The organism is Thauera sp. (assembly GCF_047601425.1).
In the GTDB taxonomy this organism is placed as follows: domain Bacteria; phylum Pseudomonadota; class Gammaproteobacteria; order Burkholderiales; family Rhodocyclaceae; genus Thauera.
The window spans coordinates 229,786-245,713 of the sequence record NZ_JASGJL010000001.1 but is presented as its reverse complement, the minus strand read 5'-3'; the positions used below and the strand labels follow the sequence as shown (position 1 = coordinate 245,713).

At 66.3% G+C, this 15,928-nt stretch carries 13 protein-coding genes and 1 pseudogene; 9 read left to right on the top strand and 5 right to left on the bottom strand.

Annotated features, from left to right (window positions below; translation table 11 throughout):
• Window positions 1–37: 37 nt before the first annotated feature.
• Window positions 38–736, top strand: a complete 699-nt coding sequence (gene phoU, locus QM748_RS01210; protein ID WP_415245264.1) for a phosphate signaling complex protein PhoU — start codon at window positions 38–40, stop codon at window positions 734–736.
• An 87-nt stretch (window positions 737–823) separates the two neighbouring features.
• Here the strand turns inward: phoU and QM748_RS01205 are convergent, their stop codons facing one another.
• The 5 genes from QM748_RS01205 to QM748_RS01185 form a co-directional block, all read right to left on the bottom strand.
• Window positions 824–1,096: an oxidative damage protection protein gene (locus tag QM748_RS01205; RefSeq protein WP_415245263.1), complete on the bottom strand. Its 273-nt coding sequence runs from the start codon at window positions 1,094–1,096 to the stop codon at window positions 824–826.
• Between the two features lie 2 nt (window positions 1,097–1,098).
• Window positions 1,099–2,520 carry a diguanylate cyclase domain-containing protein gene (locus QM748_RS01200; protein ID WP_415245262.1) on the bottom strand — a complete coding sequence of 474 codons (1,422 nt, stop codon included), beginning with the start codon at window positions 2,518–2,520 and terminating at the stop codon, window positions 1,099–1,101.
• Between the two features lie 20 nt (window positions 2,521–2,540).
• Complete coding sequence (gene argA / locus QM748_RS01195; protein ID WP_415245261.1) at window positions 2,541–3,890, bottom strand: amino-acid N-acetyltransferase; 1,350 nt, start codon at window positions 3,888–3,890, stop codon at window positions 2,541–2,543.
• Window positions 3,891–4,010: 120 nt separating this feature from the next.
• The gene (gene pap / locus QM748_RS01190) at window positions 4,011–5,498 is read right to left on the bottom strand and encodes a polyphosphate:AMP phosphotransferase (protein WP_415245260.1); all 1,488 of its coding nucleotides are present in this window, start codon (window positions 5,496–5,498) and stop codon (window positions 4,011–4,013) included.
• Window positions 5,499–5,543: 45 nt separating this feature from the next.
• A complete protein-coding gene (locus tag QM748_RS01185) occupies window positions 5,544–6,266 on the bottom strand; it encodes a 16S rRNA (uracil(1498)-N(3))-methyltransferase (RefSeq protein WP_415245259.1) in 723 nt (240 codons plus the stop codon).
• A 49-nt stretch (window positions 6,267–6,315) separates the two neighbouring features.
• Between QM748_RS01185 and QM748_RS01180 the strand changes: the two genes are divergently transcribed.
• From QM748_RS01180 to fba, 8 genes and pseudogenes are all read left to right on the top strand, one after another.
• The gene (locus QM748_RS01180) at window positions 6,316–7,125 is read left to right on the top strand and encodes an inositol monophosphatase family protein (RefSeq protein ID WP_415245258.1); all 810 of its coding nucleotides are present in this window, start codon (window positions 6,316–6,318) and stop codon (window positions 7,123–7,125) included.
• Window positions 7,126–7,233: 108 nt separating this feature from the next.
• Window positions 7,234–8,109 (top strand): phosphoribulokinase, encoded by an 876-nt coding sequence (locus tag QM748_RS01175; RefSeq protein ID WP_415245257.1) that lies wholly within the window; start codon window positions 7,234–7,236, stop codon window positions 8,107–8,109.
• 114 nt (window positions 8,110–8,223) lie between these two features.
• A complete protein-coding gene (gene tkt / locus QM748_RS01170) occupies window positions 8,224–10,254 on the top strand; it encodes a transketolase (protein ID WP_415245256.1) in 2,031 nt (676 codons plus the stop codon).
• A 43-nt stretch (window positions 10,255–10,297) separates the two neighbouring features.
• The gene (gap, locus tag QM748_RS01165; protein ID WP_415245255.1) at window positions 10,298–11,326 is read left to right on the top strand and encodes a type I glyceraldehyde-3-phosphate dehydrogenase; all 1,029 of its coding nucleotides are present in this window, start codon (window positions 10,298–10,300) and stop codon (window positions 11,324–11,326) included.
• Between the two features lie 77 nt (window positions 11,327–11,403).
• Window positions 11,404–12,589 (top strand): annotated as a pseudogene (locus QM748_RS01160) (phosphoglycerate kinase).
• Window positions 12,590–12,712: 123 nt separating this feature from the next.
• On the top strand, window positions 12,713–12,955 hold the full coding sequence (locus QM748_RS01155; RefSeq protein ID WP_415245254.1) for a hypothetical protein: 243 nt from the start codon (window positions 12,713–12,715) through the stop codon (window positions 12,953–12,955).
• Between the two features lie 251 nt (window positions 12,956–13,206).
• The gene (pyk, locus tag QM748_RS01150; RefSeq protein ID WP_415245253.1) at window positions 13,207–14,667 is read left to right on the top strand and encodes a pyruvate kinase; all 1,461 of its coding nucleotides are present in this window, start codon (window positions 13,207–13,209) and stop codon (window positions 14,665–14,667) included.
• A gap of 103 nt (window positions 14,668–14,770) precedes the next feature.
• Entirely contained in the window at window positions 14,771–15,835 is a 1,065-nt protein-coding gene (gene fba, locus QM748_RS01145; RefSeq protein ID WP_415245252.1) for a class II fructose-bisphosphate aldolase, read from the top strand.
• Window positions 15,836–15,928: the final 93 nt, after the last annotated feature.

Sequence of the window (15,928 nt, the reverse complement as noted above, 5' to 3'; positions counted from 1 at the left end):
TAGCCTGCATGCCTCCATCGACAGGACCACGGCGAAGATGACGGAACACACATACAAGCAGTTCAGGACCGAACTGGAAGAAATCCGCAGCGGCGTGCTGCGCATGGGCGGGCTGGTCGAAGCACAGGTCGCTGACGCACTCGAAGGCCTGCGCACCGGCAACCTCTCCCTTCTCGAGAAGGTCATCGAAGGTGACCAGCGCATCAACCTGATGCAGAAACAGCTCGACGACGAATGCAACCACATCGTCGCCCTGCGTCAGCCAACCGCGGCGGACATGCGCCTAGTGATGACGGTGCTCCGCTCGGTGGCCGATCTCGAGCGCATCGGCGACGAAGCCAAGAAGATCGCCAAGTCGGCCAAGCGCCTGCACTCGGCCGAACTGAGCTTCGCCCCCCGCGTCGACCTGTCGCCATCCGCCCAGGCCGCATCGGGGATGCTGCATTCGGCGCTCGACGCCTTTGCCCGTGCCGATGCCTCCGTCGCACCGCGCATCGAACGCGAGGACGCCGAGGTCGATGCCAGCTTCAAGGCGATCATGCGCCAGCTGATCACCTACATGATGGAAGACCCGCGCACGATCACCAGCAGCCTCGAACTGCTCTTCAACGCCAAGGCGATCGAGCGCATCGGCGACCATGCGATGAACATCGCGGAGTACGTGGTCTTCCTGGCCCAGGGCGAGGACGTGCGCTACAGCAAGTCCGAGGAAGCCTTGCGCGGTCACGGAAACTGACCGCCGAACGGCAGATCCACAAAAAAAAGGATGGCCTGGCCATCCTTTTTTTGTGCGTGCGGCTTCAGTGAAACCGGCGCGGTCCGCTCACTGCGCGGGCGGCACGTAGCCGCTCACCTGGTCCGCACCGCCTTCGAAGAAGTGCTTTTCCATCTGCTCGGCCAGGTACTTGCGCGCGCGGGCATCCATCAGGTTCAGGCGGTTCTCGTTGATCAGCATGGTCTGGTACTTGACCCATTGCTGCCACGCTTCCTTCGACACGTTGTCGAAGATGCGCTTGCCCAGCGCGCCCGGCACCGGCGGCAGATCCAGCCCTTCCGCCTCACGGCCGAGTTTCACGCAATTCACCATGCGAGCCATGTTCAATCCTCTCTGCTAACGGGTTCATCGGAGCTCGAAGCCGGCATTCTAGCGGATTCGCCCCCGCCTCTTGCCGACAGGCTCCAACGATTGCGCCCTTCCGCCTTCGAGCGGTACATCGCCTCGTCGGCGGCGGCCATCAGGCTTTCAGCGTCACCGCCATGTTCGGGAAACAGGGCGATGCCGATACTCGCCGTGACACCGGCCTTGTGCCCGTCGAACTCGAACACCAGGCCACCGATCGATTCGCACAGGCGATTGGCCAGTTCGGCCAGCGCGGACGCCCTGGCGTCGGGAACCAGGATGGAAAACTCGTCGCCGCCGACACGGAAGAACATTTCATTGCGGCGCACCACGCTGCCGACCCGCTCCACGAGCGTCACCAGCACTTCGTCGCCCGCCTGATGGCCGAAGGCATCGTTGATCGGCTTGAAGCCGTCCAGATCGATGCCGAGCAAGCCGACCGAAGTGCCGCGCCGCGCCGCATCGGCCAGCATCCGCTCGAGTTCCTCATGGAAGCGGCGCCGGTTGAAGATGTTGGTCAGCGGATCGCGTTCCGCCATCGAGATCAACTGCGCCGAAATGCGCCGGGCCTCGGTCACGTCCTCGTAGATCCAGACCCGCCCGATGCGCTGGTCCTTGCCGGCCCCCGCCACCACGGCCGAACGGTCCGTGATCACGCGGCCATCGGCGAAACGGAATTCATGTTCGTCACTGATCGGTTTCCTGGTTTCCAGCACCTCGGTGACATGGACGAAATAGGCCTGGGCATCTTCCAGCAAGGGCGCAGCCTTGCTCTGCAGCACGCTCTCGCGCATGCCGATCAGGTGCGTATCCTCCGGATATCCCCAGATCTCGAGCATCGCCCGGTTGTAGTACAGCACCCGCCGTTCCTGGTCCATGAACAGGATGCCCAGCCGGATCAGGTTGAGCAGCGCGGCGAGGCGCTGGCGCTCGTCGTTGCTCCTCAGCAGGTAGTGCTCGCGCAGCGCCTGGGCGCGGCGGAGTTCGGTGACCGTCTCGAGCAGCTTGTACTCGGTTTCCTTGCGCGTCTGGATATCCTCGGCCGACAGGCGCAGGGCGGCCAGCCCGGGCTCGGCATCCGGCACCGCCCGCCAGTGGGAGGCAACCCAAGCCGCTTCGCCGTCCCGCCGCCTGAGCCGCAGCTCGAAATCCTGCGCCACTCCATCCACCACCATCTGCGTCAGCATGCGGCGGCAATAGCTGCGGTCCGACTCGTGCACGAGCAGATCCAGCGCATCCTCCGCCTCCATGCACTCCTGCGGCTCCAGCCCGGTGACGCGCTCGATCGAGGGGCTGATCCACAGCAGACGCAAATCGCGATCGAACACCGCTTCGATGCCGTGTACGCCCTCCGCCACCTGCCGCAGAAGCGCCAGTTCGGCATCGGCCTGTCGCCGCATCGTACGTCTGGGCCAGAGGATCATAGGGGTTTCACAAACACCTTGGAGCGCCGCTGCAGGTTGTACAGCTCACGCTTCTTGCGCGGCAGGGCTTCGGGGCCGATCTCGCTGAAACCCCGTTCGCGGAACCAGTGCGCAGTACGCGTCGTCAGCACGAACAAGCGCTCCAGCCGCTGCACGCGGGCCCGGCGCTCGATGCGCTTCAGCAACTGGTCGCCCAGGCCGGCGCGGCGATATTCCGGCGTCACCGCGAGGCAGGCGAGTTCGGCGGCATTGTCCTCCGAGAACGGATACAGCGCGGCGCAACCGACCAGCACGCCATCATGCTCGACCACGGTGAAACGCTCGATTTCCTGTTCGAGCAGTTCGCGGCCTCGCCGCACCAGCGTGCCATCGGACTCCATCGGCGTGATCAGCGAGACGAGCGCGGCGACGTCATCGACCGTCGCCTCGCGCAGGCGGAACAAAGGGTCGCGCGACACCACGGTGCCGACGCCGGCATGGGTGAAGAACTCCAGCAGCAACCCGCCGTCCTTGTCGTGGTCGATCAGGTGGCAGCGCGCCACGCCGCGGCGCACCGCACGGATCGCACATGGCAGGAACAGCCCCAGATCCTCGGTCAGGCCTTCTCCGCTCGCGAGCCTGGCCTGCGCCTCGTCCGCCGTCACCGACTCGACCAGCCCGCCCTCGCCATCCAGCAGCCCAGGCGCATCGCACAGATAGATGAGCTTTTCGGCCTTCACCGCCACCGCCACCGCTTCGGCCACCTCCTCCATCGCCAGATTGAAGATTTCGCCTGCGGGCGAGACACCGAGCGGCGTGATCAGGACCACGTTGTGCTGGTCGAGATCGGCGTTGATCTCGTCGGCGACGATCTTGCGCACCGCGCCGGTATATTGGTAATCGACGCCATCGACGACGCCGACGGGACGTGCGGTGATGAAGTTGCCGCCGGTCACGCGCATGTAGCTGCCCGCCATCGGCGTATTGGGCAGGCCCTGCGACAGCAGCGCCTCGACTTCGAAGCGGGTCACCGCCATCGCCGCCTTCACGCACTCCAGCGCCTCGGCATCGGTCACCCGCAGGCCGTGGTGGAAGCGTGGTTCCAGGCCGCGGCGGGCCAGTTCGACATCGATCTGCGGCCGCGCCCCATGTACCAGCACCAGGCGGATGCCGAGCGCGGCGAGCAGGTTGCAGTCGTAGGCCAGGCGCTGCGCGCGGTCGCCCGCCGCCACCTCGCCGCCGAAGCCGACGACGAAAGTCTTGCCGCGAAAGGCGTGGATGTAAGGTGCAGCGCCACGCACCCAGGCGACGAACTGAGACGTGGGGTCGTCGGGCACCGGTACGTCGGGGGTCGATTCAGCGTTCACGCAGTCACCGCGGCAGGTGCCGGACCAGCGGCATGTCGAAGCAAAGCCACCGGGCCGACGGAATTTCGGATGGCGGGATTCTAGCGGATGCGTGCGCGCGGCGACATCGCCACGCACAAGTCAGGCCAGTTCCGCTTCGATGCGTTCACAAATCGTGCGCAAAACCTTGATCCGGGCAAAATATTTGTTCTCTGCCTCGACCAGTGTCCAGGGCGCACGCTCGGTACTGGTGCGATCGACCATGTCGCACACGGCGCGGACGTAATCGTCCCACTTCTCGCGATTGCGCCAGTCTTCCGCCGTGATCTTGAAGCGCTTGTGCGGCTCCGCCTCACGCGCCTGGAAGCGCGCCAGCTGTTCATCCTTGCCGATCGCCAGCCAGAACTTGATCACGATGATGCCTACGTCGGCGAGCTGATCCTCGAAATCGCCGATCTCGCCATAAGCCCGCATCCAGTCGGCCTCCGAACAGAAACCCTCGATCCGCTCGACCAGCACCCGGCCGTACCATGAACGGTCGAACACCACGGTCTTGCCGCGCGCCGGCAGATGGCGCCAGAAGCGCCACAGATAGGGCTGGGCACGCTCCTCCTCGGTCGGCGCGGCAACCGGCACCACGCTGTACTGGCGGATGTCCAGCGCCGCGGTGACCCGTCGAATCGCACCGCCCTTGCCGGCAGCGTCCCCACCCTCGAACACGAGCACCAGCGAATGCCTGCTGCGGAACTTCCCGTCGCGGGTCAGCAGTGCCAGCCGGCCCTGGAGCCCTTCCAGCGCCTCGCCGTATTCCTTCTTGCCCATCGACTGGCGCAGTATCAGGCTGTCGAGCACATTGCGCCGGTCGATGACCGGCGGCAGCGCTGGCGCCAGTTGGCGAGGCACGTGCCTGCGACGCGCAGCCTCGAGCCGCTTCTCAAGCGCCGCCAGCAAGCTGCGGCCGACGAACAGTGCCCGGAAGCGCGGATCGCTGCCATCGACGATCATCCATGGGGCGTTGCCGGTGCTGGTCTGGCGCAGCGCACGTGCGGCGACGTCGCGGTAGCGCGGGTACTGCCGGTAGAACTGCCAGTCGCGCTCGGTGACGCGCCAACGCGTGCGCGGATCCTTCGCCAGTTCGCGCAGGCGCTTCTTCTGGCCGCTCTTCGACAGGTGGAACCAGAACTTGACCAGCAACACGCCTTCCTGGGCCAGCATGTCCTCGAAGCGGCGGATCTCGCCGAGGCGCTGTTCAAAATCGGCCTTGCTGCCGATGCGCTCGACCCGGTCGCGGATCGGCTGCGAATACCAGTTGTTGAACATCACGCCGATCTTGCCGCGCGGCGGCAAGGCACGCCAGAAGCGCCACATGAACGGACGCTCGCTTTCCTCGGCAGTCGGCTGGTCGAAGGCCCAGCCTTCGATGTGGCGCGAATCCATCCACTCGTCGAGCAGGTTCATGGTTTCGCCCTTGCCTGCGCCATCGATGCCGTTGATCAGCACGACGACGGCAAACTGCTTCAATTCGAGGATCTCGTACTGGGCATCGAGCAGCGCCATGCGCAGCGGCGGCACGGCAGCGTCGTACTCTTCCTTGTCGGTCCTGTGGCCAAGTTCCGCAGATTCGAACATCCCTTCCTCCCGTCGCCCTTGTCCCCGCAGGACCGGACCGTCTGGTCAGAAATCGCCCCAGCGCGCCTGCAGCACCGCCAGCGCGGCCAGTCCCGCGGTCTCGGTCCGCAGTACCCGCGGACCGAGCGTCACCCGGCGCACGCCTGCGGCATCGCAGGCGGCAAGCTCGCCTTCAGTCCAGCCGCCTTCGGGGCCGATCATCACATGCAGTTCGCCTGCTGGCTGCTCGCCGGATGGGAAGCCTTCCCCACCGCCTGGCGCCAGCACCCATACCTCCCGTCCGCGCGCGGCGCCGAGCCAGTACGCCAGCGGCAGGATCGGCGCCACGTCCGGAATGCGGTTGCGCCCGCTCTGTTCGCAGGCGGACACCGCCACCTGCTGCCAATGCGCACGCCGCTTGTCCGCGCGCTCGCCCGCCAGCCGCAGCACCGAACGCTCGGCCTGCACCGGCTGGATCGCCGCCACGCCCAGTTCCACGGCCTTCTGTACCACCCAGTCCATCTTGTCGCCCGCCGCAAGCGCCTGCACCAGCACCACGCGCAAGGGAGACTCGCGATCAAAAAGGCGCCGCTCGCCAAGCATGGCAAAGCCGGCCTTGCCGCGCACCACCAGGCGCGCCTCGACTTCGCCGCCGCTGCCGTCGAACAAGACCAGCGGCTCGCCGTCGCGCAGGCGCAGCACACGCAGCGCATGATGGGCGAGATCGTCGGGCAGCGCGACTTCGCCGCCATCGGGCAGAGGCCCTGGAAAATGGAAACGTGAAATCATCGTAAGATTATAGACTTCGCATCAAGCAGCCGACCGGCCAGGAGCCCGCATGCCCACCGCAGCCCAACGCCTCGCCCGTGCCCGAGCCCTCGAATCGATGGTGCGCGACATCGCGCGCGACGAAATCCTGCCCCGCTACCTGAAGTCGGCGCGCAACCGCAAGCCGGACGGCTCGCTGTTTACCGAGGCCGATCTGGCCTCGCAGCGCTGCTTCAGCGAAGCCCTGCCGAAACTCCTCGCCGGCGCAGTGCTCGGCGAGGAAATGACCGCCACCGAGCAGGCCCACCTGTGGAACGAAGGCGGCCGTGGCCTGTGGTGCATCGATCCGATCGACGGCACGACCAACTTCGCCAACGGCATTCCGCTGTTCGCCGTGTCGATCGCCTACCTGATCGACCACGAGCCGGTGCTGGGCGTGGTCTACAACCCGATCACCGACGAATCCTTCTATGCCGCACGCGGCGCCGGCGCCTACCTCAACGGCACCGAACTGCCGCTGCGCGAAGGTGCGTCCCAACTGCGCGACGCGGTGGCCGGCGTCGATTTCAAGCGCATCAGCCACCACCTGGGCGATGAGCTGGCGGTGCGCCCCCCCTACTACTCGCAGCGCAACTTCGGCTCCAGCGCGCTGGAATGGTGTTTCGTCGCCGCAGGCAGGCTGGATGTCTACCTGCACGGCGGCCAGATGCTGTGGGATTACGCCGCCGGCCGGCTGATCCTGGCCGAAGCGGGCGGCGTGGCCGAAGCGCTGGACGGCGGCTCGCTGATGGCCGGCCCGGCGCTGAAGCGCGGCGTGATCGCCGCGGTCAATCCCAGCCTGTTCACCGAATGGTCTGCATGGGTCAAGGCGCGGTCCTGAGCACCCGGGCCGCGGACCGCCCGGACGCCTGCCGGCCTGTTCCATTTTGCTGCACCGCAATATACTGAAGCACGTGCACCGCACGGTGCGGCGTGGAGAGCATCCAACATGTCCATGAAACACCCGATCATCGCCGTCACCGGCTCATCCGGCGCCGGCACGACGACGGTCAAGCATACCTTCGAAGCCATCTTCCACCGCGAGCACGTCAATGCCGCGATCGTCGAGGGCGACAGCTTCCACCGCTTCACGCGTGCGGAGATGAAGGAGCAGATCGAAGAGGCCGAACGCGCCGGACAGCGCGGCATCAGCCATTTCGGCCCGGAAGCCAACCTGTTCTCCGATCTGGAAAGCCTGTTCCGCGCCTACGGCGAGGCCGCCACCGGCCGGCGCCGGCACTACATCCACAACGAGGCGCAGTCCATGCGCTGGAACCTGCCGATGGGAACCTTCACCGAATGGGAAGACCTGCCGGTCGGCACCGACTGCCTGTTCTACGAAGGCCTGCACGGCGCGGTCGTCACCGACGACGTCGACGTCTCGCGCCACGTCGACCTGCTGATCGGCGTGGTGCCCACCATCAACCTCGAATGGATCCAGAAGCTGCACCGTGACACCCGGATCCGCGGCTATTCTGCCGACGCGGTGCAGGACACCATCCTGCGCCGCATGCACGACTACGTGCATTACATCGTGCCGCAGTTCGCCCGCACCCACATCAACTTCCAGCGCGTGCCGATCGTCGACACCTCGAACCCCTTCATCGCCCGCGACGTGCCGACGCAGGACGAATCGATGGTGGTGATCCGCTTCAAGGATCCGCGCGGCGTCGATTTCCCCTACCTGCTGAACATGATCCCCAACGCCTTCATGAGCCGCGCCAACACCATCGTCATCCCGGGCGGCAAGCTCGACCTGGCGATGCAGCTGATCCTGACCCCGCTGATCTGGAAGCTGATGGAGCGGCGCCGGCAGTCGGTCTGAGCGCCACATCGATCCGATGGCCATGCCGCCATCGCATTGCAACATTGGCATCAGCGGGGGCTTTTAAGGGATAATTGCGGTTTTCCGATGGCGGCCTCCCGGCCCGAAAACATCATGCAGTTGACCCGCAACGTCAAGCCCCCGGTCTTCAACCCCGTGACCGGCGCGATCCGCGCCCTGGCGATGGACGCCGTGCAACAGGCCAACTCCGGCCACCCCGGCGCGCCGATGGGCATGGCCGAGATCGCCGAAGTGCTGTGGCGCCACCACCTGAAGCACAACCCGGCCAACCCGAAGTGGGCCGACCGCGACCGCTTCGTGCTGTCCAACGGCCACGGCTCGATGCTGATCTACGCGCTGCTGCACCTCACCGGCTACGACCTGCCGATCGAGGAACTCAAGCGTTTCCGCCAGCTGCACAGCAAGACCCCCGGCCACCCCGAATACGGCTACGCCCCCGGCGTCGAGACCACCACCGGCCCGCTCGGCCAGGGCATCACCAACGCGGTGGGCATGGCGCTGGCCGAAAAACTGCTGGCCGCCGACTTCAACCGTCCCGGCCACGAGATCGTCGATCACCGCACCTGGGTCTTCCTCGGCGACGGCTGTCTGATGGAAGGCATCTCGCACGAAGCCTGCTCGCTCGCCGGCACCTGGGGCCTGGGCAAGCTGACCGCTTTCTACGATGACAACAACATCTCCATCGACGGCCACGTCGATGGCTGGTTCACCGATGACACCCCGAAAAGGTTCGAAGCCTATGGCTGGCAGGTGATCCGCGACGTGCAGGGCCATGACCCCGCCGCGATCGAAGCTGCCATCCAGCAGGCTCAAGCCAACACGACCCAGCCCACGCTGATCTGCTGCAAGACCGTGATCGGCGCCGGCGCCCCCAACAAGCAGGACAGCCACGACGTTCACGGCGCCCCGCTCGGCGCCGCCGAGATCGAGGCCGCGCGCGCCCACATCGGCTGGAACCACCCGCCGTTCGAGATTCCGGCCGACGTCTACGCCGCCTGGGATGCCCGCGCCAAGGGCGCCGAAGCCGAAGCGCAGTGGAACGCCCTCTTCGCCGCCTACCGCGCCGCCCACCCCGAGCTCGCCGCCGAATTCGAGCGCCGCATGGCCGGCAAACTGCCCGCCGACTGGGACGCCCACGTCGCCGCGGTGCTGGCCAAAGTCACCGACAGGACCGAGACCATCGCCAGCCGCAAGGCCAGCCAGAACAGCATCGAAGCCTACGCGCCCAAGCTGCCCGAACTGCTCGGCGGCTCGGCCGACCTGGCCGGCTCCAACCTCACGCTGTGGTCGGGCGCCAAGGGCGTGAGCAAGACCGGCGGCGGCAACTACGTGTATTACGGCGTGCGCGAGTTCGGCATGGCCGCGATCGCCAACGGCATCAGCCTGCACGGCGGCCTGATCCCCTACACCGCCACCTTCCTGATGTTCAGCGAGTACGCGCGCAACGCCCTGCGCATGGCCGCGCTGATGAAGATCCGCCAGGTCTTCGTGTTCACCCACGACTCGATCGGCCTCGGCGAGGACGGCCCCACCCACCAGCCTGTCGAGCAGACCGCCACGCTGCGGCTGATCCCCAACATGGACGTCTGGCGCCCCTGCGACAGCACCGAAACGGCCGTCGCCTGGGCCTGCGCCATCGAACGCGACAGCGGCCCGAGCAGCCTGTGCTTCTCGCGCCAGAACCTGCCCTTCCAGAGCCGCGACGCTGCACAACTGGCTGGCATCCGCCGCGGCGGCTACATCCTGTCCGAAGCGCGCACTGCTGCACAGGCGGCCGCGCCGCAGGCGATTATCATCGCCACCGGCTCCGAAGTCGCGCTGGCGATGGCGGCCCAGCAGCAGTTGGCCGAAGCAGGCATCGCCGTCCGCGTCGTGTCGATGCCGAGCACCAACGTCTTCGACCGCCAGGACGAAGCGTACAGGGCGGCCGTGCTGCCCAAGGGCCTGCCGCGGGTCGCGGTCGAAGCCGGTGTCAGCGACGGCTGGCGCAAGTACGTCGGCCTGGAAGGCGAAGTCGTCGGCATCGACCGCTTCGGCGAATCCGCCCCGGCCGGCGAGCTGTTCAAGTATTTCGGCATCACCACCGAGGCCGTCGTGGCCGCGGTCAGAAAAGTGCTCGCCTGAAGCGGGCGATCGGTTTCGTATATCTGAAAAGGGAGAAGCATCGATGAGCATCAAGGTCGCCATCAACGGTTTCGGTCGTATCGGTCGCTGCACGCTGCGCGCCATCTACGAGCAGGGCCTGCAGAACGAATTCGAAGTGGTCGCCATCAACGCCTCCGGCGATCTGGCCACCAACGCCCATCTGCTGAAGTACGACACCACCCATGGCCGCTTCGCCACCTCGGTCGACACCGAAGGCGAGAACACCATCATCATCGACGGCAGGAAGATCCCCTTCTACTCCACCAAGGACCCCAAGGGCGTCAACTGGGGCAGCCACGGCGTGGACGTGCTGCTGGAATGCACCGGCGCCTACACCACCAAGGCCAAGGCCCAGGCCCTGCTCGACCAGGGCGCCAGGCGCGTGCTGATCTCGGCGCCGGGCGGCGACGACGTGGACACTACCATCGTCATGGGCGTCAATGAAGAAGCGCTGAAGGCCGGCATGACCGTCGTCTCCAACGCTTCGTGCACCACCAACTGCCTGGCCCCGGTCGCCAAGATCCTGGCCGACAGCGTCGGCATCAAGCAAGGCCTGATGACCACGATCCACGCCTACACCAACGACCAGGTCACCGTTGACGTCCGCCACAAGGACTTGCGCCGTGCCCGCGCCGCCGCCGCCAACATCATCCCGACCAAGACCGGCGCCGCCAAGGCCGTCGGCCTGGTGCTGCCGCAGCTCGTCGGCAAGGTCGATGGCTTCGCCCTGCGCGTGCCGACCATCAACGTCTCGCTGGTTGACCTGACCTTCACCGCCGAGCGCGCCACCACCAAGGAAGAGATCAACGAACTGATGACCGCTGCGGCCAACGGCCCGCTGAAGGGCATCCTGGCGGTCAACACCGAGCCGCTGGTGTCCTCCGACTTCAACCACACCACCGTCTCCTCCACCTTCGACGCCACCCAGACCCGCGTCATCAAGGGCGAGGACGGCTCGGTGCTGGTCAAGGTGCTGGCCTGGTACGACAACGAGTGGGGTTATTCCTGCCGCATGCTCGACGCCGCCCGCGCCTTCGTCAACGCCAAATGAGCACCAAGTAAGCGTCCGGCAATCGCAAACCATCGACGCCCTGCCCCGCAGGGCGTTTTCACGAGACTCACACGATCATGCAAGTCAAGAAACTCAGCCAACTCGACGTGCGCGGCAAGAAGGTCTTCATCCGCGCCGACCTCAACGTGCCGCAGGACGAAGCCGGCAACATCACCGAGGACACCCGCATCCGCGCCTCGATCCCGTCGATCCAGTACTGCCTGGACAAGGGCGCGGCGGTGATGGTCACCTCCCACCTCGGCCGCCCGACCGAAGGCACGGTCGGCCCCGACGACACCCTGGCGCCGGTTGCCGTGCGCCTGGGCCAGTTGCTGAACAAGCCGGTCAAGCTGATCGCCGACTGGGTTCACGGTGGCTTCGCGGTCAAGCCGGGCGAAGTCGTGCTGCTGGAGAACTGCCGCTGCAACAAGGGCGAGAAGAAGGACAACGAAGAGCTGGCGAAGAAGGTGGCCGCGCTGTGCGACATCTACGTCAATGACGCCTTCGGCACCGCCCACCGCGCCGAAGCCACCACCCACGGCATCGCCCGCTTCGCCCCGGTGGCCTGCGCCGGCATGCTGATGGGCGCCGAGATCGACGCGCTCGGCAAGGCCCTGCACGATCCCAAGCGGCCGTTGGTCGCGATCGTCGGCGGCGCCAAGGTGTTCGACCAAGCTGACCATCCTGAAGACCCTGGCCGAGAAGGTTGACCAGCTCATCGTCGGCGGCGGCATCGCCAACACCTTCCTGCTCGCCGCCGGCAAGCGCATCGGCGAATCGCTGGCCGAACCCGAGATGGTGCGCGAAGCCCAGCAGGTCATGGACATCATGAAGGAACGCGGCGCCGAAGTGCCGCTGCCCACCGACGTCGTGGTGGCCGACGAAGTGTCGGCGCTGGCCCGCGCCAACCGCATCTCGGTGGACGAGGTCGGTCCGCACGACCGCATCCTCGACTTCGGTCCCAAGTCCTCGGCCAGGCTTGCCGACATCATCGCCCACGCCGGCACCATCGTCTGGAACGGCCCGGTCGGCGTCTTCGAGCACGCCCAGTTCGCCGGCGGCACCAAGATGATGGCCTCGGCCATCGCCCACTCGGAAGCCTTCTCGATCGCCGGCGGCGGCGACACGCTGGCGGCCATCGCCAAGTTCAGCATTGCCGACGACGTGGGCTACATCTCGACCGGCGGCGGCGCCTTCCTGGAATTCCTCGAAGGCAAGACCCTGCCGGCGATCGCCGCGCTGGAAGCGCGCTACGCCGACTGAGCCGCTGATCGCAGCTATACGAAGCGAAGGGGCGCCTAGGCGCCCCTTCGCTCATCAGTGCATTGGATGCAGCATCAGGTCCGACTTGCGCCGGCCAGGCGTGTTTCGACGCTCCTGTGGAACATGGCCAAACTGCAGATGCACAGCATGGATGTAGGCATTACGGCGATCATGATGGCGGCGGTCCTCATGATGCCGGTAGATGCACCCGCAACGACTGCTTACACAATCCGCCAGCGGCAAACGCGGCGCATGCGCAGCAAGGAAGCGTCCCCCCTTCAGCTGGCATACCGCCGTACAGCCCTCTCCCCGGGCTTCGATGGACACACAATGGTATGGATGGCGCGGCTCGCGCACGGGCGCTGACTGTTCCCGCAGCCGTCGTCGCAGATGAAACCATCCGCCCAGCAGCGCGACGATCAAGATGAGCACAGCTGCAACTTCCACTGTCCTTCCCCCAAGTTCGTAAGCCAGTTCGCATCCAGCCACTGGCATATAGACTTTTGCCGTTCCGCCCCAAGCCGGATCACTCCGAAGATAGCGGAAATCGCCGTCAGCCTCGGCTTTAGAATGCATGGAGATGCAACAGCCAGCACCATTCGCCCCCGGAGCCGCCAATGTCACGCCACACCAAGATCGTCGCCACACTCGGTCCCGCCTCGTCCGACCCCCAGGTGCTCGAACGCATGATCGAGGCCGGCGTCGATGTCGTGCGGATGAACTTTTCCCACGGCGCGGCGGAAGAACACGTCGCACGTGCCTGGGCCGTCCGCCAGGCGTCGGCGCTGGCGGGCCGGCCGGTGGGCATCCTGGCCGATCTGCAAGGCCCCAAGATCCGCATCGGCAAGTTCGCCGACGGCCGCGTGACGCTGGAACGCGATGCGGTTTTCGTCCTCGACGCCCGCTGCGAACTCGGCAGCGCCCAGCGCGTCGGGCTGGACTACAAGGATCTGCCCAAGGACGTGAAGCAAGGCGACGTGCTGCTGCTCGACGATGGCCGGATCAAGCTCGGCGTGCAGCGCGTGACCGGCCACGAGATCCACACCGTCGTCAAGGTCGGCGGCGAGCTGTCGAACAACAAGGGCATCAACCGCCAGGGCGGCGGCCTGACCGCGCCTGCGCTGACCGCCAAGGACATGGACGACATCCGCACCGCGGCGCGGATCGGCGTCGATTTCGTCGCCGTGTCCTTCCCCAAGAGCGCAGCCGACATGTACATGGCACGCCAGTTGATGCGCGCCGCGGGCGGTGGCGACGCGCTGCTGATCGCCAAGATCGAGCGCACCGAGGCAGTGGCCAACCTGGGCGAGATCCTCGATGCCTCCGACGGCATCATGGTGGCGCGCGGCGACCTCGCGGTCGAAGTCGGCGATGCCGCCGTGCCGGCGCTGCAGAAGAAGATGCTGCGCGCGGCGCGTGACCGCAACAAGCTGACGATCACCGCGACGCAGATGATGGAATCGATGATCGCCAGCCCGGTGCCGACCCGCGCCGAAGTGTCGGACGTCGCCAACGCGGTGCTCGACGGCACCGACGCGGTGATGCTGTCGGCCGAAACCGCCTCGGGCCGCTTCCCGGTCGAGGTCGTCGAAGCGATGAGCCGGGTCTGCCTGGAAGCGGAGAAGTCGAGCGAGGTCACGCTCGACCGCGAAGTGCTGGACCGCGTGTTCACCCGCATCGACCAGTCGATCGCGATGGCGGCGATGTGGACCGCCTACCACCTGAAGGTGAAGGCCATCGCTTCGCTGACGCAGACCGGCTCGACCGCGCTGTGGATGAGCCGGCTGAACTGCGGCGTGCCGATCTACGCGCTCACGCCCGAAGCCGGCGCCCGCAACCAGATGACGCTGTACCGCGAGGTCTATCCGCTGCTGATGAGCCAGACCCACCAGGACCGCGACGTGCTGCTGTGGGAAGCCGAGCAGATCCTGCTCGAACAGGGCGTGGTCGATTACGGCGACCTGATCGTGCTGACGATCGGCGAGCCGATCGGCGCCGCGGGCGGCACCAACACGCTGAAGATCGTGCGCGTCGGCGACCACCCCGCGCCAGGTGCCTGGGCGTCGGGGGCTTCGTGATTCCACACACACTGAAGCACTCGTACGCACGCAACGCCACACCGGCTGTGTATTAGAATGCGCGGTTAGTTTCGACCCTCTTCCGCCATCCAGGAGAACCTTCATGCCCCTCGTTTCCATGCGCCAGCTGCTCGACCACGCCGCCGAACACAGCTATGGCCTGCCCGCGTTCAACGTCAACAATCTCGAACAGGTCCAGGCCATCATGGAAGCGGCGTCCGAATGCGACAGCCCAGTGATCATGCAGGCCTCGGCCGGCGCGCGCAAATATGCCGGCGAAGCCTTCCTGCGCCACCTGATCGACGCCGCCGTCGAAGCCTACCCGCACATCCCGGTCGTCATGCACCAGGATCATGGCCAGAGCCCGGCGGTGTGTATGGGCGCGATCCGCTCCGGCTTCTCCAGCGTGATGATGGACGGCTCGCTGATGGAAGACGGCAAGACCCCCTCCTCCTACGAATACAACGTCGCCGTCACCCGTGAAGTGGTCAAGTTCTCGCACGCCATCGGCGTCAGCGTCGAAGGCGAGCTCGGCTGCCTCGGCTCGCTCGAGACCGGCCAGGCCGGCGAGGAAGACGGCATCGGCGCCGAAGGCACGCTGGACCACTCGCAGATGCTGACCGACCCCGACCAGGCCGCCGACTTCGTCAAGCAGACCGACTGCGACGCGCTCGCCATCGCCATCGGCACCAGCCACGGCGCCTACAAGTTCAGCCGCAAGCCCACCGGCGACATCCTGTCGATCGAGCGCGTCAAGGCCATCCACGCCCGCCTGCCCAACACCCACCTGGTGATGCACGGCTCCAGCTCGGTGCCGCAGGAACTGCTCGAGATCATCCGCCAGTACGGCGGCGACATGAAGGAAACCTACGGCGTGCCGGTCGAGGAAATCGTCGAAGGCATCAAGTACGGCGTACGCAAGATCAACATCGATACCGACATCCGCCTGGCGATGACCGGCGCGGTGCGCAAGTTCTTCGTCGAGAACCCGTCCAAGTTCGATCCGCGCGAATTCAACAAGCCCGCCCGCGAAGCCGCCAAGCTGGTGTGCAAGGCCCGCTTCGAAGCCTTCGGCAGCGCCGGCCAGGCCAGCCGCATCAAGCCGGTGTCGCTGGAAAGGATGGCGGCGCGCTACAAGGCTGGCGAACTTACCCAGATCGTGCGCTGAACCACCCCGCACCCCCATCCGGAACGCGCCCCTCGCCGGGCGCGTTTTTCATTGTGGGGCGCTTGTCACCGCCCGGGCCGATGGGGAAGAATG